Source organism: Pseudomonas sp. FP1762 (assembly GCF_030687105.1).
Taxonomy (GTDB): Bacteria; Pseudomonadota; Gammaproteobacteria; order Pseudomonadales; family Pseudomonadaceae; genus Aquipseudomonas; species Aquipseudomonas siliginis.
Map to the genome: position 1 here is coordinate 770,562 of NZ_CP117458.1, position 18,053 is coordinate 788,614.

General features: G+C 61.6%; 17 protein-coding genes. 6 read left to right on the forward strand and 11 right to left on the reverse strand.

Features of this window, described 5'->3' with window-relative positions; genetic code table 11:
* The first annotated feature begins 94 nt into the window (after positions 1–94).
* A complete protein-coding gene (locus PSH90_RS03250) occupies positions 95–292 on the forward strand; it encodes a cation transporter (RefSeq protein ID WP_041479643.1) in 198 nt (65 codons plus the stop codon).
* A gap of 87 nt (positions 293–379) precedes the next feature.
* Positions 380–1,576, forward strand: coding sequence for a multidrug effflux MFS transporter (locus tag PSH90_RS03255; RefSeq protein WP_024011460.1), 1,197 nt, complete (start codon positions 380–382; stop codon positions 1,574–1,576).
* Between the two features lie 17 nt (positions 1,577–1,593).
* Here the strand turns inward: PSH90_RS03255 and PSH90_RS03260 are convergent, their stop codons facing one another.
* From PSH90_RS03260 to PSH90_RS03270, 3 genes are all read right to left on the reverse strand, one after another.
* The gene (locus tag PSH90_RS03260) at positions 1,594–1,767 is read right to left on the reverse strand and encodes a hypothetical protein (RefSeq protein WP_016771823.1); all 174 of its coding nucleotides are present in this window, start codon (positions 1,765–1,767) and stop codon (positions 1,594–1,596) included.
* Between the two features lie 152 nt (positions 1,768–1,919).
* Positions 1,920–2,933: a zinc-binding alcohol dehydrogenase family protein gene (locus tag PSH90_RS03265; RefSeq protein ID WP_252887275.1), complete on the reverse strand. Its 1,014-nt coding sequence runs from the start codon at positions 2,931–2,933 to the stop codon at positions 1,920–1,922.
* Positions 2,934–2,965: 32 nt separating this feature from the next.
* Positions 2,966–3,259 (reverse strand): putative quinol monooxygenase, encoded by a 294-nt coding sequence (locus tag PSH90_RS03270; RefSeq protein WP_125917567.1) that lies wholly within the window; start codon positions 3,257–3,259, stop codon positions 2,966–2,968.
* A 119-nt stretch (positions 3,260–3,378) separates the two neighbouring features.
* Here PSH90_RS03270 and PSH90_RS03275 point away from each other — a divergent pair, with 119 nt between their 5' ends.
* The 3 genes from PSH90_RS03275 to PSH90_RS03285 all read left to right on the forward strand — a co-directional run bounded on the left by PSH90_RS03275 (position 3,379) and on the right by PSH90_RS03285 (position 6,855).
* Positions 3,379–4,308, forward strand: a complete 930-nt coding sequence (locus PSH90_RS03275; protein ID WP_056787769.1) for a LysR family transcriptional regulator — start codon at positions 3,379–3,381, stop codon at positions 4,306–4,308.
* 317 nt (positions 4,309–4,625) lie between these two features.
* Complete coding sequence (locus PSH90_RS03280) at positions 4,626–5,360, forward strand: helix-turn-helix transcriptional regulator (protein WP_041479646.1); 735 nt, start codon at positions 4,626–4,628, stop codon at positions 5,358–5,360.
* 127 nt (positions 5,361–5,487) lie between these two features.
* Complete coding sequence (locus PSH90_RS03285; RefSeq protein ID WP_150638125.1) at positions 5,488–6,855, forward strand: MFS transporter; 1,368 nt, start codon at positions 5,488–5,490, stop codon at positions 6,853–6,855.
* A 121-nt stretch (positions 6,856–6,976) separates the two neighbouring features.
* On the opposite strand, the gene PSH90_RS03290 is transcribed toward PSH90_RS03285, so the two are convergent.
* From PSH90_RS03290 to PSH90_RS03300, 3 genes are all read right to left on the reverse strand, one after another.
* Complete coding sequence (locus tag PSH90_RS03290; RefSeq protein ID WP_024011466.1) at positions 6,977–7,930, reverse strand: adenosine deaminase; 954 nt, start codon at positions 7,928–7,930, stop codon at positions 6,977–6,979.
* An 80-nt stretch (positions 7,931–8,010) separates the two neighbouring features.
* Positions 8,011–8,976, reverse strand: coding sequence for a 2-oxoglutarate and iron-dependent oxygenase domain-containing protein (locus PSH90_RS03295; RefSeq protein ID WP_150638123.1), 966 nt, complete (start codon positions 8,974–8,976; stop codon positions 8,011–8,013).
* Between the two features lie 145 nt (positions 8,977–9,121).
* On the reverse strand, positions 9,122–10,195 hold the full coding sequence (locus tag PSH90_RS03300) for a BMP family ABC transporter substrate-binding protein (RefSeq protein ID WP_305382160.1): 1,074 nt from the start codon (positions 10,193–10,195) through the stop codon (positions 9,122–9,124).
* 286 nt (positions 10,196–10,481) lie between these two features.
* On the opposite strand from PSH90_RS03300, the gene PSH90_RS03305 reads away from it, so the two are divergent.
* The gene (locus PSH90_RS03305) at positions 10,482–11,573 is read left to right on the forward strand and encodes a calcium:proton antiporter (RefSeq protein ID WP_056787779.1); all 1,092 of its coding nucleotides are present in this window, start codon (positions 10,482–10,484) and stop codon (positions 11,571–11,573) included.
* A 124-nt stretch (positions 11,574–11,697) separates the two neighbouring features.
* Here PSH90_RS03305 and PSH90_RS03310 read toward each other — a convergent pair whose 3' ends face one another.
* The 5 genes from PSH90_RS03310 to PSH90_RS03330 all read right to left on the reverse strand — a co-directional run bounded on the left by PSH90_RS03310 (position 11,698) and on the right by PSH90_RS03330 (position 17,870).
* Entirely contained in the window at positions 11,698–13,056 is a 1,359-nt protein-coding gene (locus PSH90_RS03310; protein WP_305382161.1) for an 8-oxoguanine deaminase, read from the reverse strand.
* 257 nt (positions 13,057–13,313) lie between these two features.
* Complete coding sequence (locus PSH90_RS03315) at positions 13,314–14,000, reverse strand: SDR family oxidoreductase (protein ID WP_016771812.1); 687 nt, start codon at positions 13,998–14,000, stop codon at positions 13,314–13,316.
* A gap of 276 nt (positions 14,001–14,276) precedes the next feature.
* Entirely contained in the window at positions 14,277–15,203 is a 927-nt protein-coding gene (locus tag PSH90_RS03320) for an ABC transporter permease (protein ID WP_150638115.1), read from the reverse strand.
* The gene (locus PSH90_RS03325; RefSeq protein WP_056787784.1) at positions 15,203–16,309 is read right to left on the reverse strand and encodes an ABC transporter permease; all 1,107 of its coding nucleotides are present in this window, start codon (positions 16,307–16,309) and stop codon (positions 15,203–15,205) included. The genes PSH90_RS03320 and PSH90_RS03325 overlap by 1 nt, the downstream gene beginning before the upstream one ends.
* Positions 16,310–16,322: 13 nt before the next feature.
* On the reverse strand, positions 16,323–17,870 hold the full coding sequence (locus PSH90_RS03330) for an ABC transporter ATP-binding protein (RefSeq protein WP_305382162.1): 1,548 nt from the start codon (positions 17,868–17,870) through the stop codon (positions 16,323–16,325).
* Positions 17,871–18,053 lie beyond the last annotated feature (183 nt).

Consider the following 18,053-nt stretch of genomic DNA (forward strand, 5'->3'; position numbering starts at 1 on the left):
GCCGATTGCCAGCCCGGCAGTTTTTCGCAGAACTTGACCTTGCCATCGTGGCAAGCTCGAGACTGCCGGCAACCTCACTCAAAGGAGTCTTCCCATGCAAGTGTTCAACGTTCAAGGCATGTCCTGCGGTCATTGCGTCAAAGCCATCACCACTGCGGTACAGGCGCTGGATCCGGCGGCCAGTGTGCGCGTCGATCTGGCGGCCAAGGAAGTCGGCGTCGAAAGTGCGCTGAGTGCCGATCAGGTCATCGCAGCGATCCGCGAAGAGGGTTATGAGGTGAAGCTCGTCTGAAATTGATCGTTAGCGAGCTATCGGAATGTTCAAGGCGTCCGGGCGCGGCTAGACTGTCGGGCTGCGACTTGCCCACCTGGATGCCTGATGAATTTCCGCACGATTTTGATACTCGGCGCCTTGAGCGCCTTCGGTCCTTTGGCGATCGACTTCTATTTGCCTGCCTTCCCGGCCATGGCGCTGGCGTTCGGCACCGATGAGCAGCATGTCCAGCTGACGCTGGCGGCGTACTTCCTCGGTCTGTCGCTGGGCCAACTGGCTTACGGGCCGATTTCCGATCGTTTCGGCCGGCGACTTCCGCTGCTCAGCGGCGTTGCTCTGTTCACCCTGGCGTCATTGGCCTGCGCCTACGCGCCGAGCCTGGAATGGCTGATCGGCGCGCGTTTCGTCCAGGCACTCGGTGGCTGTGCGGGGATGGTGATTTCCCGCGCGGTGGTTGCCGACAAGTGCGACGCGGTGGGCTCGGCGAAGGTGTTTTCCCAATTGATGCTGGTGATGGGCCTGGCGCCGATTCTGGCGCCGATGCTCGGTGGGCTGCTGGTCAATACCACGGGTTGGCAGTCGATCTTTCTGGTGCTCACCGGGTTCAGTGCGGCGGCGGGTCTGGCGGTGGCGTTGGGGCTGCCGGAAAGCATGCCGGCCCATGTGCCGCGCCAGCCGTTGTCCGGTGCGTTGCGCCAGTACGCGCGACTGGTCAAGGATTCGGTCTACCTCGGCCACGCCCTGACCGGCGGCATCGCGATCGCCGGCATGTTCGCCTACATCGCTGGCTCACCGTTTGTGTTCATCAAGCTCTACGGTGTACCCGCCGAGCATTTTGGCTGGCTGTTCGGCACCAACGCGGCGGGGTTCATTCTGGTGGCGCAGGTCAATGCGCGTCTGCTGGCCAAGCGTGGCCCGGCGTTCTTGCTGGTGCGCGCGGTGTGGGTGTATTTCCTCGCCGGGCTGACGCTGTTGGCGGTCAGCGCGATGCGTCCAGAGGCGTTGTGGCCGTTGCTGATTCCGCTGTTCATCTGCATTGCCAGCCTCGGCTGCATCATTCCCAACGCCTCAGCTTGCGCAATGAACGGTCAGGGCGCCCGTGCCGGCAGTGCATCGGCAATGCTCGGTTGCCTGCAATTCAGCATCGCCGCCGGTGCCGCCGCGTTGGTGGGGGTGTTGCACGATGGCAGCGCCGTGCCGATGGCGATGGTCATCAGCCTGTGCGGTTTGCTGGTGGTGAGCGTCGCGCTGCTCACCCGGCGTTTGCAGAATGCCCGGGCGTTGGCGCAAGCCCAGGTCTGAACGCTCGACTTTGGAGCTCAGCCGGCGGCGCGCTGCTGGCTGGGTTCGGGGATTCGGTGGGGCGCGCAGAGTCGCGCTTCGAGGGTGCGAGTGAAGGCCAGAGCCTCGGCTTCACTGCGAAAGGTTACGACGTGCTGGTCCAGGCGCACCTGCCATTGAGACTTTGCCACTTCTTTTATCAGGATCTTCATTGCTGACCTCCCTTGCGTAAAAGATGTATCGCAGAGGCTTCGATTGTAGACCTCGATACCCGCGTAATTGTGACAAGGGTCAAGCAACCGACTGACGGCAAAAAGCCCCGCAACCGCTCTGGCATCACGAGCGGTTGCGGGGCTTTATTTTTTTAGAAACCTTCTAAAACAATTTTCCCCTTGGCCTTGCCGCTTTCCAGCAGCTCATGGGCACGTCGCAGGTTGGCTGCGTTGATCACACCGAAGTGCTCGCCCAAAGTCGTCTTCAAAGTGCCGGCGTCGATCAGTTCGGCGACGCGGTTGAGCAGCTTGTGCTGTTCGATCATGTCCGGCGTTTCGAACAGCGAGCGGGTGTACATGAACTCCCAGTGCAGCGACAGGCTCTTGCGCTTGAGCAGGCTGATGTCGAGGGACTTCGGATCGTCGATCAGCGCCAGCTTGCCTTGCGGCGCGAGGGCTTCGACCAGTTGCGCCAGATGCTGATCGGTCTGGGTCAGGCTGGCGACGTGGGTCACGCTGTCGATGCCGGCGCGCTTCAATTCTTCGCTCAGTGGCTGGCTGTGATCGATGACCAGATCGGCACCGAGTTCGCTGACCCAGTCACGGGTCTGTGGGCGGGAAGCGGTGCCGATCACCTTCAGGCCGGTCAACTGCTTGGCCAATTGGGTAAGGATCGAGCCCACTCCGCCCGCCGCGCCAACGATCAGCAGGCTCTGACCCTCATCATTGCTGCCTTCGCTGATTTGCAGGCGCTCGAAGAGCAATTCCCACGCAGTGATGGCGGTCAGCGGTAGCGCGGCGGCTTCGGCAAAACCGAGGGACTTGGGCATGTGACCGACGATGCGCTCATCGACCACGTGCAACTCGCTGTTGCCACCGGCCCGGGCAATCGAACCGGCGTAAAACACCTTGTCGCCCGCCTTGAACAGGGTGACTTCGCTGCCGACAGCCTTGACCACACCGGCAACGTCCCAGCCCAGCACTTTCGCCGCGCCGTTTTCCGGCGCCATGTTCTGCCGCACTTTGGTGTCGACCGGGTTGACCGAGATGGCTTTGACTTCCACCAAGAGGTCGCGCGGGCCGGCGACCGGTTCTGGCAGTTCAATGTCTTGCAGGGACTTGGCGTCGCTGATCGGCAGGGAAGCGTAATAGGCAATGGCTTTCATAAATGGCTCCGTACAGTTGATAGAAGAAGGATTCAGGCAATCTTGCCGAGGCGTTTGAGCTGGAAGTGTTCGATGGTGTGGCCGGCGCTGGCCTGAAACTTCTGAAAATGCGCGCTGGCGTTGTGCGCCTCAAGAATCTCGTCACTGGCCCACTGTTCGATGACATAAAAAACCTGCGGATCGGCAAGGTCGCGGTGCAGGTCGTACTGGCCACAACCGGGCTCGGCGCGGCTCGGTTCGACGAGGGCGCGCAGCGCCTGTTCGAGAACGTCCTGCTGACCGGGTTTGGCGGTCAGGGTGGCGATAGCGGTAAAGGGCTGGGACATGCGCGGACTCCAGAATCGGGATGAATTCGATGGAGGCCATCATTGGCTATTTCTCTGCGCGATAAAACCGGCTAAAAGAGCAGTCTCTTTCAATATTTTTTTGATAATCGAGGCTGCGCATGCTGCGTTTTGATGACCTGCAGTTGTTTGTCCGCGCGGCGGATCTGGGCAGCCTGTCGGCGGCGGCACGGGTGATGGACATGTCTGCGGCGGTGGCCAGCGCAGCGTTGAAGCGCATAGAGCAGCAACTCGGTGCGCGGCTGCTGGCGCGTTCGACCCGCAGCCTGCGCCTGACCGCCGAGGGCGAAGGCTTCCTTGAGTATGCCCGCGCCGCCCTGAGCAATCTCGACGAAGGGCGTCGCCTGCTCGCCAGCGGTCAGGACCAGGTCAGCGGAATTCTGCAGTTGTCGGCGCCCTCGGACTTCGGTCGCAATCTGCTGCTGCCGTGGCTCGACGCGTTCCAGCGTGAACACCCGAAATTGACGGTGCGCCTGCTGCTTGGCGACCGCATCGCCGACCTGTTCCGGCAACCGGTGGACATCGCCCTGCGCTACGGCGAGCCGGAGGATTCCAGCCTGATCGCCTTGCCCATCGCCCCACACAATCGCCGGGTGTTGTGCGCATCCCCCGATTACCTGGCCCGGCAGGGCGAGCCGCGCCATCTCGAGCAATTGGCCCAGCACAATTGCCTTTTGTACATGCTCGGCAGCCGCGTCCACGACCACTGGAGTTTTCACGATGGCAAGCGCGAAGTCGGCCTGACCGTCAGCGGCGACCGCTTCAGCGATGACGCCGACGTCGTGCGGCTATGGGCGTTGGCCGGTGCCGGTATTGCCTACAAATCCTGGCTCGACGTCGGCGCCGATGTGCTCGCCGGACGCCTCAAAGTGCTGATGCCGGAACTGCTCTGTGAGCGCGCACCGCTGAATCTGTTGTGCGCCCATCGCGCACAGTTGAGTAAGCCGGTGAACCTTCTGAGAGAGATGCTCGCCAGCCGATGCGCCGAATTGAGTAGCCAATTTCCCGGTTTCCTCAAAGTTGATCATTAGTCGCAGGCAATTAGAGAAATTTCTGTCAGGAACAATCGCCACCTGCCCAGGCCCAGGCGCAGGACGTCTGGCTTAACCCGCTTATACTAGCGCCCGCCTCATGCCTGCACTGACACCCGGCGCGCAGACCCCGTAACGCGTTGCCGGCTTTTGGTGACGGTTGCTACTTCTGCTGCCAGGTTGTGTGCCGGAGCAGCTGGTGTCGGTGGCATCCCTTGCCACCGATCCCGGGCGATTTTCGCGTGTTGGCCGATGCCCCATAACCGGCCAGGATGTCTCCGAGCGGTAGACGATACGATTCAACAGGGAGTGAACATATGGAACATGCACCGTGCATCAGCCAGATCGCGACATTGCTGGCCGACCCCAAGCGCAGCGCGATGATGTGGGCGTTGATGGATGGCTCGGCCCGGCAAGCCGAAGAGCTGGCGCTGCTGGCCGGGCTCTCGCCGTCGTCGGCCAGTGCGCATCTGGGACGCCTGTCCGCAGGGGGGCTGTTGAACATCGAAATGCGTGGGCGCAAACGCTTCTTTCGCCTGGCGGCGCCGGAAATCGGCGCGGCAATCGAAGCACTGGCCAGCGCCACCATTGCCAGCGCGCCACGGCAAATCCCTGATGCGCTGAAACGCACGACTCCCATGGTCAGGCCGCAGGCGGCGCCGTCTTCGCTGTTGCGCGCGCGGTTCTGCGACGATCATCTGGGCGGCACCCTGGCGGCCGACCTGTATCAGCGCCTGCTCGACGCCGGCTGGATCGAACAGCTTGAGCAGCGGGTGGTGGTGACGCACAAGGGCTCCACCCGACTGGCGCAGCGCGGCGTGTTCATCCAGGCCCTGGCCCACCGCAACGTGCAGGTCGCCTGCGCCTGCCCGGACTGGAGCGAGCGCCGTCCGCACATGGGCGGCTCACTGGGCGCGGCGCTGTTGCAGTTATTCATGCAGTCCGGCTGGCTGACCTTGCCCAACGATTCCCGCGCCTTGCAGTTGACCGCGACGGGCCAGCGCGAAATCCATCGCTTTGCCAAGGAAACCGAGCTGGAAACAGCGTTCTAGAGCGTTGCTCGGCGATGAGCTGAAGGCTGACGTCGTCCACGGCTGTGAACAGGTCGCATCCAGTACGACCTCTGCATGACCATCGCGCACACTCGATCCGGGGATTTTCCGGATGGGGGAGCACAACATGAATACACAACGCTTTAGTGCGGCTGAACGCCTGGAACGGCTGCCGCTCAGCGGCTATCACCGCGTCATTTTCATCATCATCGCCTTGGCGTTTTTCTTCGATTCCATGGATCTGGCGATGATGACTTTCCTGCTCGGCTCGATCAAAGCCGAGTTCGGCCTGAGCAGTGCGCAAGCGGGGTTGCTGGCCAGCTCGAGCTTTTTCGGCATGGTGCTCGGGGCGTCGTTGTCTGGGATGCTCGCCGACCGCTTCGGGCGCAAACCGGTGTTTCAGTGGAGCATCGTGTTGTGGGGCGTGGCCAGTTACCTGTGTTCGACGGCGCAGACGGTGGAGACGCTGACGCTGTTCCGCATCCTGCTCGGAATCGGCATGGGTATGGAGTTTCCCATCGCGCAATCGATGCTCTCGGAGCTGATTCCAGCACAACGGCGCGGGCGCTATATCGCCCTGATGGACGGCTTCTGGCCGCTGGGGTTTGTCGCGGCGGGCGTACTCTCGTACTTCCTGCTGCCGCTGATTGGCTGGCGCGATATCTTCCTGGTACTGGCGGTGCCGGCGGTGTTCGTTCTGGCGATCCGCTTTTTCATCCCTGAGTCGCCGCGCTGGCTGGAACAGGCCGGGCGCGACGTCGACGCGGACAAGGTGTTGAACGGCATCGAAGCGCGAGTGCGTGCTTCGCTGGGCGGTGCAGGCTTGCCGGAACCGGTTCGTTTGCCACGCACGGTGACGCCGCCGGGTAATTTCTTCTCGGCACTCAAGCAGATCTGGTCGCCGCAATATCGCCAGCGCACGACGATGATCTGGAGTCTGTGGTTCTTCGCATTGCTGGGTTTCTACGGGCTGACCTCTTGGCTCAGTGCATTGCTGCAGCAGTCGGGTTTCGCCGTGACGCAGTCGGTGTACTACACGGTGCTGATCTCGCTCGGCGGGATTCCCGGCTTCCTCATGGCGGCGTGGCTGGTCGAGCGTTGGGGGCGCAAACCGGTGTGCATCGTCACCCTGCTGGGCGGCGGGGTGATGGCGTTTCTGTATGGGCAGAGTGCGGTGTTCGGCGGCAACGTGGCGTTGCTGATCGGCACCGGGCTGTTGATGCAGTTTTTCCTGTTCGGCATGTGGGCGGTGCTCTACACCTACACGCCGGAGCTGTACCCGACGTCCGCACGGGCAACCGGCTCGGGATTCGCCTCGGCCATCGGCCGCGTCGGCTCTCTGCTCGGGCCATTGGTGACCGGGCTGGTGTTCCCGATTACCGGGCAGGGCGGGGTGTTCGCGCTGGGCGCGGCGTGCTTTGCGATCGCGGCGGGCGTGGTGTGGCTGTTCGGGATGGAAACGCGGGGCAAGACCCTGGAAGAGCTTACCGAGTGAACATCGATATGAATGTGGGAGCGAGCCTGCTCGCGAAAGCGGTGTGTCATTCAACGTAAATGTTGACTGACTCTCCCTCTTCGCGAGCAGGCTCGCTCCCACATTGGTTTTGCGGTGTTGCTTACGGTTTTACCAACCGCGCATCCAGGCTGTTCTGCGCCAGACGCTTGGCCTGATCCTGGGTCATGCCCAGATGCTCGTGCAGCGCATGGAAGTTCTCGGTCACGTACCCACCGAAATACGCCGGGTCATCGGAGTTGACCGTGACCTTAACGCCGCGCTCGAGCATGTCGAGGATGTTGTGCTGTGACATGTGATCGAACACGCAGAGCTTGGTGTTCGACAGCGGGCACACGGTCAGCGGGATCTGCTCGTCGATGATCCGCTGCATCAGGCGCTCGTCTTCGATGGCGCGCACGCCATGGTCGATGCGCTGGATTTTCAGCAGGTCGATGGCTTCCCAGATGTACTCCGGCGGGCCTTCTTCACCAGCGTGGGCGACGGTGAGGAAGCCTTCGTCGCGGGCGCGATCGAAGACGCGTTTGAACTTGCTCGGCGGGTGGCCCATCTCGGAACTGTCGAGCCCGACCGCGACAAACGCATCACGGAACGGCAGCGCCTGATCGAGGGTTTTCTGTGCTTCGTCTTCGCTGAGGTGGCGCAGGAAGCTGAGGATCAAACCGCTGCTGATGCCCAGTTGCGTCTCGCCATCCTTGAGTGCGGCGGCGATGCCGTTGAGCACCACTTCGAACGGGATGCCCCGGTCGGTGTGGGTCTGTGGATCGAAGAACGGTTCGGTGTGGATCACGTTCTGTGCTTTGCAGCGCAGCAGGTAGGCCCAGGTCAGGTCGTAGAAATCCTGCGAGGTGCGCAGCACATCGGCGCCCTGGTAATACAGGTCGAGAAATTCCTGCAGATTGTTGAAGGCGTAGGCCTTGCGCAGGGTTTCGACGTCGCTCCACGGCAGGGCGATCTTGTTGCGTTCGGCCAGGGCGAACAGCAGTTCAGGCTCCAGCGAACCTTCCAGATGCAGGTGCAGTTCGGCTTTGGGCAGGGCGTTGAGCCAGTCGTACATAGTCTTTTCTCATCAGGTGCAATGCCGGCATTCTACAGAGGCTGGCCGCAACAATTGGCAAAACCTGACCAGGTGATCGATCAAACCGCCTCTTGCTCGCGACGATAGGCGTAGGTATCGGCGAAACGCGACAGCAGGAATTGCGCGCAGGTGGTGGTCGGATATTTCGCCGGATGCTGCGCGTCCTGGCAGCCGGGCAGGCATTCGATGCGCGTGTCCGGGTGCGGTTCGGCGAAGAACGGCATCGAATAACGATCCACGCCCAGCGGGCTGATCACCCGGTGCGGCGTCGAGCGATAACGGTCGTTGCTCCAGCGCGCCATCATGTCGCCGAGGTTGACCACGAACGTGCCGTCAATCGGTGGCGCGTCGATCCATTCACCTTTGACGTTCTTCACCTGCAAACCGCCGGCGCTGTCCTGATAGAGCAGGGTGATGCAGCCGTAATCGGTATGGGCGCCGGCACCTTGTTGCTCGGCGGAACTGGCGGTGTGACGCGGCGGATAATGGATCATGCGCAACACGCTGACCGGTTCGACAAAACGCGTATCGAAGAAGTCGCGCTCGATGCCCAGCGCAACGGTCATCGCTCGAAGCAGGGTTTGCGCCAGCGCCTGCATGTCGAGGTAATGCTGCTCCATCAGCGTTTCCCAGCCGGGTTGCGCCGGGTGCCGATTGGGGCCGCGCAAGGGTTTTTCCGCGAGCACCTCGGGATGTTCGTCCGGCAGATGCAGGCCCATGTCGAAAGTTTCTTTGAGATCGCTGGGTTTGTCCGGGTCCAGTTGCTCTGTGGCAATCGCACCGTAGCCGCGATGATGGCGGGTCTGGGTGATGTCGATCTTGAGTTTTTCTGCGGCGGGCAAGGCGAAGAAGCGCTGGGCGTGACCGAGCAGATCGTCGATGCGTTGCGCCGAGATCGGATGGCCCTTGATATAGAAAAAGCCCCACTCGCGGCAGGCTTGGTCGATCTGCTCGGCCACGGCGGGCCAGGCATTTTCATCGGTGCTGTAGAGCGGGCTGATATCAATGATCGGAAGCTGATCCATACACAATCCTTGAATACGCTGTGTTTCCAATGTGGGAGCGAGCCTGCTCGCGAAGAGGGAGTGTCAGACAACATTTTTGTTTAATGACACACCGCTTTCGCGAGCAGGCTCGCTCCCACAGGGTTTTGTGTGGTGAATCGGGGGACTACTTCGGCATCTCGGCCTTCATGCCCTCAACGTAATAATTCATCGAAGCCAGTTCCGCATTGGTCGCGCTCACGCCCGCCGGGATTTTTTCTACACCGGCCTGATCCTTGATCGGCCCGGTAAACGGCTGCAATGCGCCGCTCTTGATGTCGGCTATCAACTGCTCGGCTTCGGCTTTCACCGGCGCCGGCACCAGGTCGCTGATCGGCAGTTCCACCGTGCCTTCCTTCAACCCACCCCAGTAATCCTGGGATTTCCAGGTGTGATCGATCACGCTCTGCGTCGTCTGAATGTAGTGCGGCGCCCAGTCGTTGACGATAGAGGTCAGCACCGCTTTCGGGCCGAAGTGGGCCATGTCCGAGGCGTAGCCCACGGCATACACGCCGCGCCGTTCGGCAGCCTGGATCGGCGCCGGGCTGTCGGTGTGCTGGAACACCACGTCGACGCCCTGATCGATCAGCGCGTTGGCGGCGTCGGCTTCCTTGCCCGGATCAAACCAGGAGTTGACCCACACCACTTTGATTTCGGTGCCAGGGTTGTACTTGTTCAAGGCCAGCTGGATGGCGTTGATGTCGCGGATCACTTCCGGAATCGGGAACGAGGCGACGTAGCCGATCTTCTTGGTCTTGGTCATCTTCGCCGCGAGGAAACCGCCGACGTAACGGCCCTCGTAAGTGCGCGCCAGGTAGGTGCCGAGGTTCTTGTCCTGCTTGTAACCGGTGGCGTGTTCGAACGTCACCTTGGGAAATTGCTTGGCGACTTTCACTGTCGGGTTCATGTAGCCGAAAGACGTGGTGAAGATCAGGTCATATTTGTCCTTGGCCATGTTGCGGATCACCCGCTCGGCGTCGGCGCCCTCGGCGACGTTTTCCACGTAGTTGGTGGTGATCTGCGTGCCGAGTTTTTCCGCCAGGGCCTTGCGCCCCTGTTCGTGCTGATACGTCCAGCCGTGGTCACCGATCGGGCCGATGTAGACGAAACCGACCTTCAGCGGATCGGCAGCGCTGGCGCTCAGGCTGATTCCCAGACCGATGGCGGCGTACAGCAGTTTGTGCAGCGGACGTATTGGCATGAACCCGAACTCCATTTTGTTGTGTGTGCTCAGGGCCAATGCAAACTGCTGACCAACAGGACAACAAACTCATTTGAAAACGCGGTGCGGCCTTCGCGAGCAGGCTCGCTCCCACAGGGACGCATTTCAATGTGGGAGCGAGCCTGCTCGCGAAGAGGCCGGCAAGGCCAATAAAAGTGCATGCCTGAATCCAGCTGCCATCGCGTGGTGCGTAAAGATGTAACGAAACGTTAGCGGCGCGCGGCAGTCAGTAGCTTCATCAGCTCTTTTCGGCAAAAGGCCCGTCATGCTCTCGATCCTCAAACAAGAAAGCTTCCTGCTGCTGGCAGTCCTTGCCGCGTGCGTCGCTTATCCACTGGAACACTGGCTGCTGCACAGCGGCCAGATCGTCGCGCTGGGCGGCGGTCTGCTGCTGATTGCCTTCATCGTCGCCGCGTCAATGCGCGTCGCTCATCACGCCGAACTGCTGGCGGAAAAAGTCGGTGATCCCTACGGCACGATGATCCTCACACTCTCGGCAGTGCTGGTCGAAGTGGTGATCCTGGCGATCATGATGAGCAACGAAGCCTCGGCAACACTGGTGCGCGACACGATTTATTCAGCGGTGATGCTCGACATCAACGGCATCCTCGGCCTCGCCGCTTTGATGGGCGGGATCAAACACGGCGAACAGTCCTACAACGACGATTCGGCGCGCAGCTACAGCGTCATGATCCTCACCGCGATGGGGGTGTCGATGGTGGTCCCGGAGTTCATTCCCGAGGCCAACTGGAAGATGTATTCGGCGTTCACCATCGGCGCAATGATGGTGCTCTACGCGCTGTTCCTGCGCATGCAGGTCGGCCCGCACAGTTACTTTTTCAGCTACAGCTACCCGGACAAACGTCGCAAGAAAGAGCCGGTCGAGCAGGAGCCGAAACCGGTCAGCCTGGCGCTGTCGATCGGCATTCTGGTGTCGGGGGTGGTGATCATCGGCGCACTGGCCGAGGTGATGTCCAAGACCCTCGATCTGGGCCTGGAAGGCACGGGCGCGCCGCCGGTAATCACGGCGATTCTGGTGGCAGCGATTTCCGCCGCGCCGGAGATTCTCACCGCATTACGAGCGGCGCTGGCCAATCGCATGCAGTCGGTGGTCAACATTGCGATGGGGGCGTCACTGTCGACGGTGATTCTGACCGTACCGGTGATGGAAGCGATGGCGCTGTACACCGGCCAGCCGTTTCAAATGGCGATGACCCCGGTGCAAACGGTGATGATCTTCATCACCCTGATCGTCAGCGCAATCAACCTCAATGACGGCGAGACCAACGCCATTGAGGGCATGACGCACTTTGTGCTGTTTGCGACCTTTATCATGCTGTCGCTACTGGGCCTTTAGGGCTGGCTGATACCCATGTGGGAGCGAGCCTGCTCGCGAAAGCGGTGTGTCATCCAACAAACATGTTGTCTGACACTCCCTCTTCGCGAGCAGGCTCGCTCCCACAGTTTTGAACGGCGGTGACTCAGGTGCCGGCAATCAACTGCCGAGCCGCCTGGCTGTGATCGGCAATCAAACCTTTCAGATCCAACCCTTCGACCTGCCCATCAACCACACGCCACTTGCCCCCGATCATCACCCGATCCGCCCGATCGGCGCCGCACAGCAGCAACGCCGAAATCGGATCATGGCTACCGGAGAAGCGCAGTTCATTGAGCTTGAACAACGCCAGATCCGCCTGTTTGCCCACGGCGATTTCGCCGATGTCAGTGCGGCCGAGCAGGCTCGCCGAACCCTTGGTCGCCCAGCCCAGCACGCGCTCCGGGGTGATCTTTTCGGCGCCGTAACGCAGGCGCTGGATGTACAGAGCCTGACGCGCTTCGAGGATCATGTTCGAGGCATCGTTGGACGCCGAACCGTCGACGCCAAGACCGAACAGCGCGCCGGCGTCGGTCAGCTCGATGCTCGGGCAGATGCCGGACGCCAGGCGCATGTTCGAGCTTGGGCAGTGGCAGATGCCCGTGCCGGCCTGGCCGAGGCGGGCGATTTCGTCGGGGTTGAAATGGATGCCGTGGGCCAGCCAGGTACGCGGGCCGAGCCAGCCGACGCTATCCAGATAATCGACGGTGCGCAGGCCGAAGCGTTGCAGACAGAAGTCTTCTTCATCGAGAGTTTCAGCGAGGTGGGTGTGCAGACGCACATCGAGCTTGTTCGCCAGATCAGCGCTGGCCGACATGATTTCCGGGGTCACCGAGAATGGCGAGCATGGCGCCAGAGCGATCTGGATCTGTGCGCCATCGCCACGCTCGTGATACTCGTGAATCAGCCGCTGGCTGTCGTCGAGAATCACCTGACCTTCCTGCACCGTTTGTTGTGGAGGCAGACCGCCGTCCTTCTCGCCAAGGCTCATCGAGCCGCGTGTGAGCATGGCGCGCATGCCCAGTTCGCGCACCGTTTCGACCTGCACGTCGATGGCGTTTTCCAGACCGTCCGGGAACAGATAGTGATGGTCGGCAGCCGTGGTGCAACCCGAGAGCAGCAATTCGGCCAGCGCCACTTTGGTGGCGAGGGCGAGTTTTTCCGGGGTCAGCCGCGCCCATACCGGGTACAGGGTTTTCAGCCACGGGAACAGCGGCTGATTGACCACCGGCGCCCAGGCGCGGGTCAGGGTTTGATAGAAGTGATGGTGAGTGTTGATCAGGCCCGGCAGGATCACATGCTCGCGGGCATCGAACACTTCATTGCACGGCGCCGACGGCTGCTGACCGGCAGCGAGGACTTCGACGATGACACCGTCTTGCACGACAAGGCCGCCACGGGCATCAAGCTCGTTGGAGGTGAAAATGGCGAGGGGATTTTTTAACCAGGTACGGGTCGCAGGCATTGTGGCCGGCTCCTCTGAAAGTTGGGTTCAGGGTTGCCAGCTCAGTGTTGCCCTGTCTGCTGATCCAGGGTCGCCGCGAAGGACGAGGCGCGCAGTTTCAAACAAATCGCCCCATCGGGCAAGCGCCACCCGACCATTCACCATCATCCCCCTGTGGGAGCGAGCCTGCTCGCGAAGGCGTCATGTCAGTCGATACAGATTTACCTGACAGATCGTATTCGCGAGCAGGCTCGCTCCCACATCGGGATTATCAGTGCTTACCAGGGAATGGTTTCACCCTTGTAATTGACGAAGTGATGCCCGCCCTTGCCGGTAAACGCATTGACCTGATCGATCAGCCCGCGGGTGCTGGTCTCGACGTCGAGATCGGCGCCTTCGCCGCCCATGTCGGTCTTCACCCAGCCCGGGTGCAGCGAAAGTACGGTCAGTTTCTGCTCGCCCAGTTGCGTGACGAAACTGTTGGTCATCGAATTCAGCGCCGCCTTGCTCGCCTTGTACAGCGCCAGTTCCGGCGCGTCGGGCATGGTCACGCTGCCGAGTACCGAACTCATGAACGCCAGCACGCCGCTGCCGTCGCGAATCTGCCCGACGAAACGCTGGGCCAGATTGATCGGCGCCACCGCGTTGGTGAAAAACAGTTGCCCGACCTCGGCCAGGGTCGCGCCGCCGGGCGTCTGCACGTCCGGGCCTTTGACCCCGGCGTTGACGAACAACAGATCGAAGGTTTCGCCCTTGAGCTTCTGGCTCAGAGCGATCACCGCTTGCTGATCGTCCATGTCGAGCTTCTCGATGCGCACGTCACCCAGCGCTTGCAGCGCCTCGGCCTTCTGCGGATTGCGCACTGTCGCGGTCACTTGCCAGCCATCGCCCAGCAGGGTCTTCACCAGACCGAGGCCCAAGCCCCGGGAGGCGCCGATGATCAGTGCGTTTTTTGCCTGAGACATGATGGGTTTCCTTGAAAGTCAGCATTCAGGATTCAATGGACACGCCTGACCGCGCCACAGTTGCAGCGCTTGGCGAAAACAGGCTTTGACCCCGGAGCATACTCCAGGCTTCTTGAGTTTCTCGAGGGTGTTTAATCAGAAACAATCATGAGGCGTGGTTCAAGTGTTGCCTGTGCGGACGCTTTCGCGAGCAGGCTCGCTCCCACATATGCCCGCGTTCACTCAGATCCCCTGTGGGAGCGAGCCTGCTCGCGAAGAGGCCCGCTCTGACATCAACTAATGTCCCGATTGCCACGGCTGCCCCAACGAAACCGGCGCATACAACCGAGTGCGTACGGCATCGCGGGACAGCAACACCAGCACCAAGATCGTCGCCAAATACGGCAGCATCGCCAGCAGGCTCGAAGGTATCGCCAGTCCCAATCCCTGTGCCACCAGGTGCAGGATGCTGGCGAGGCCAAACAGATACGCCCCGAGCAACAACCGCCACACCCGCCAACTGGCAAACACCACCAGTGCCAGGGCAATCCAGCCGCGCCCGGCGGTCATGTTTTCCGCCCACATCGGCGTGTAGGCCAGCGACAGATAGGCCCCGGCCAGCCCGGCCATTGCTCCGCCGAACAACACCGCCAAGGTACGCACGGTCAGCACTGGCAAGCCCATCGCGCTGGCCGCATCCGGGTTTTCACCGACCGCTTGAATGATCAGGCCGACACGACTTTTGATGATCACCCACGCCACCAGCGCAAACAGCGCGAACGATAGATACACCAGCAGATCCTGGGCAAACAGCATCCGCCCGATCAGCGGGATCTCACTCAGATACGGAATCGCCAGAGGCTCGAAACCCGCCAGCGGCTTACCCACCCATGCCGCGCCGACAAACGTCGAAAGTCCGACACCAAAGATCGTCAGCGCCAACCCGGTGGCCACCTGATTGGCGTTGAACACCAGCGCGACCAGGGCAAACAGTGACGACAACAACATCCCGGCTAACATCGCCAACAGCACACCCAGCCACAGGTTGCCGCTGTTCAGCGCGACGATAAAACCGATCACCGCACCGAACAGCATCATGCCTTCCTGGCCGAGGTTGAGGACGCCGCTTTTCTCGCAGATCAACTCACCCAATGCCACCAGCAACAGCGGCGTGCCGCAGCGGACCATGGCGTAGAAAATATTGCTCAGTAGATCGATATCCATCACAGCGCTCCGGCGGTTACGGCAGGGGTCGAGGCGCGCCGGCTCCAGCGCAGTTTCAGGCGTGGCCGATAGAGAATCAGCACGTCACAGGCGAGCAGGAAAAACAGCATCATGCCCTGGAACAATTGGGTGATCGCTTGCGGCAGATTGAGCGACATCTGCGCGCTCTCGCCGCCGATGTACAGCAGCGCCATGAGCAGACTGGAGAACAGAATGCCGAGCGGATTCAACCGTCCCAGAAACGCCACGGTGATCGCCGCGTAGCCATAGCCCGGCGACACCTGCGGCACCAGTTGGCCGATCGGCCCGGTCACTTCGCAGACTCCGGCGAGTCCGGCCAGAGCACCGCTGATCAACAGCGCCAGCCAGATCAGGCGCTTCTCGCGAAAGCCGACGAAACCTGCCGCACGTTTGTCCAGCCCGAGCACTTTGATCTGGAAGCCGATGAAGCTTTTCTGCAACAGCACCCACACCGCAACCAGCGCGAGCAGGGCGAAATACACGCCGGCATGCACGCGGCCGTCCTCCAGCAGCAGCGGCAAACGACTGGCGTCGCCGAACATCGCCGACTCGGGAAAATTGAAGCCCGCCGGATCCTTCAACGGCCCGTGCACGCAGAACAGCAGCAGGTTCAGCGCGATGTAATTGAGCATGATGCTGGTAAGGATTTCATTGGCATTGAAGCGCGTGCGCAGCCATGCGGTGAGCCCGGCCCATGCGGCGCCGGCCAGCGTGCCAGTCAGCAGAATCAGCACCAGCGCCCAGCGACTTTGCATGTCGATAACGTTCACTGCCAGAGCACTGCCGGCCAAGGCGCCAAGTAGAAGTTGGCCTTCGGCGCCTATGTTCCAGATCCGCGCCTGATAGGCCACGGCCAGGCCGAGTGCGCAGAGCAGAATCGGCAGCGCCTTGACCAGCAATTCGGACACGCCATACAAATCGCTGACCGGCGCGATCAGTAGCGTGTGCAAGGTTTGCAGTGGGTCGTGGCCCAGAGCGATGAATAACAGCGAGCCGCAGCCGAGGGTCAGGGCCGCCGCCAATAACGGCGAGCACCACAGCATCAGGCGCGATTGCTGGCCACGGGGTTCGAGAGAAAGCAGCATGGTTGGAACTCCGTTAAACCGAGGCGGCGCCAGGTGAGTGATCGAACTGGCCGGCCATCCACGCGCCGACATCGCTCAGTTGTGTAAGGCCGGTGTCTTGCAGTGCCGACAGACGCCCGCCGCACAGCGCGCCAAGGCGATCGCTGATCTGGAACAGCTCATCGAGGTCTTCGGAAATCACCAGAATCGCCGCGCCGGCATCGCGCAGGGCAATCAAGGCGCGATGGATGGTGGCGGCGGCACCGACGTCGACGCCCCAGGTCGGGTGCGCGGCGATCAGCAGTTTCGGTTGCTGAAGAATTTCCCGGCCGAGGATGAATTTCTGCAAGTTGCCGCCGGACAAGCTGCGCGCAGCGGTTTGCGTGTCCGGGGTCTTCACGCCGAAACGCTGGATGATCTGCTGCGCGAGGGTTTCGACTTTGCCGCGTTGGATCAACCCGTGGCTGACCAGTCCTTGCTGGAAAGCACTGAGCAGGGCGTTATCGGCCAGACTCAACTCCGGCACCGCGCCGTGGCCGAGGCGTTCGGCCGGCACGAAGGCCAGACCGAGTTTGCGCCGCGCGTCCGGGCGCAGGTCAGCGACGTTTCGCTCGGCGAAGCGCAGGGTCGCCGCTTGCGCCCGGGGCAAGGTTTGTTCGCCACTGAGCAGGGCGAGCAGCTCATCCTGACCATTGCCCGCGACCCCGGCGATGCCGACGATTTCACCGCTGCGCACTTGCAGGTCGATGTCTGTCAGCGAGCAACCGAACGGATCCGGGTTGTGCCAGCTCAAACCCTGCACCTGCAGAAACGCCGCGCCACCGCTGACCTTCGGATACTCGCCAATCAATCCCGCCGCTTCGCCGACCATCAGTTGTGCCAGTTGCTGATCCGTACATTGCGCCGGCAGGCAATGCCCGGCTACCCGACCGCCGCGCAGCACCGTGGCGCTATGGCACAAGGCGCGCACTTCACCGAGCTTGTGGCTGATAAACAGAATGCTGCAGCCCTCGTCGGCAAGGCGTCGCAAGGTGATGAACAATTCGTCAGCCTCTTGCGGGGTCAGCACCGAGGTCGGCTCATCGAGAATCAGCAGGCGGATGTCCTGCATCAGGCAACGAATGATTTCCACCCGCTGCCGCTCGCCGATCGACAGGCTGTGGACAAGTCGCTCCGGCTCCAGCGCCATGCCGTAACGCCGCGATACTTCGCGAATCTTCGGCTCCAGTTGTTTCGGCGTGCCGGCCGCCGCGCCCATCGCCAGGGCAATGTTCTGCGCGACGCTGAGGGTTTCGAACAGCGAGAAATGCTGGAACACCATGCCAATGCCCAACTGCCGCGCCTGTGCCGGGTTGCGGATCTGCACGCGCTGCCCCTGCCAGAGCATTTCACCGCTGTCGCACTGGGTAACCCCGTAGATGATTTTCATCAACGTACTTTTGCCTGCGCCGTTTTCACCGAGCAGGGCATGGATCTCACCCGGCGCGATGCTCAGGTCGATGGCGTCGTTGGCCAGACAACCGGGGTAGCGTTTGCTGATCTGGCGCAGTTGCAGGCGCGGCGGGGAAGGGGCGATGGACATGACAGGCTCGACTGACTTGGAGTTGTGCCTGTGGATGAAGCAATTTCCTGGCCATTGAGTCAGGAACGCTTGCATAGCCAGTCCGCAAGTGCCGACAGCAGCGCATCGGCGGGCGTTTTGTCTTTCTATCGAGCACCAATTCAGCGCAAAGCTATTGAACAGGCTCCAGTTTTGCTCGCGCTA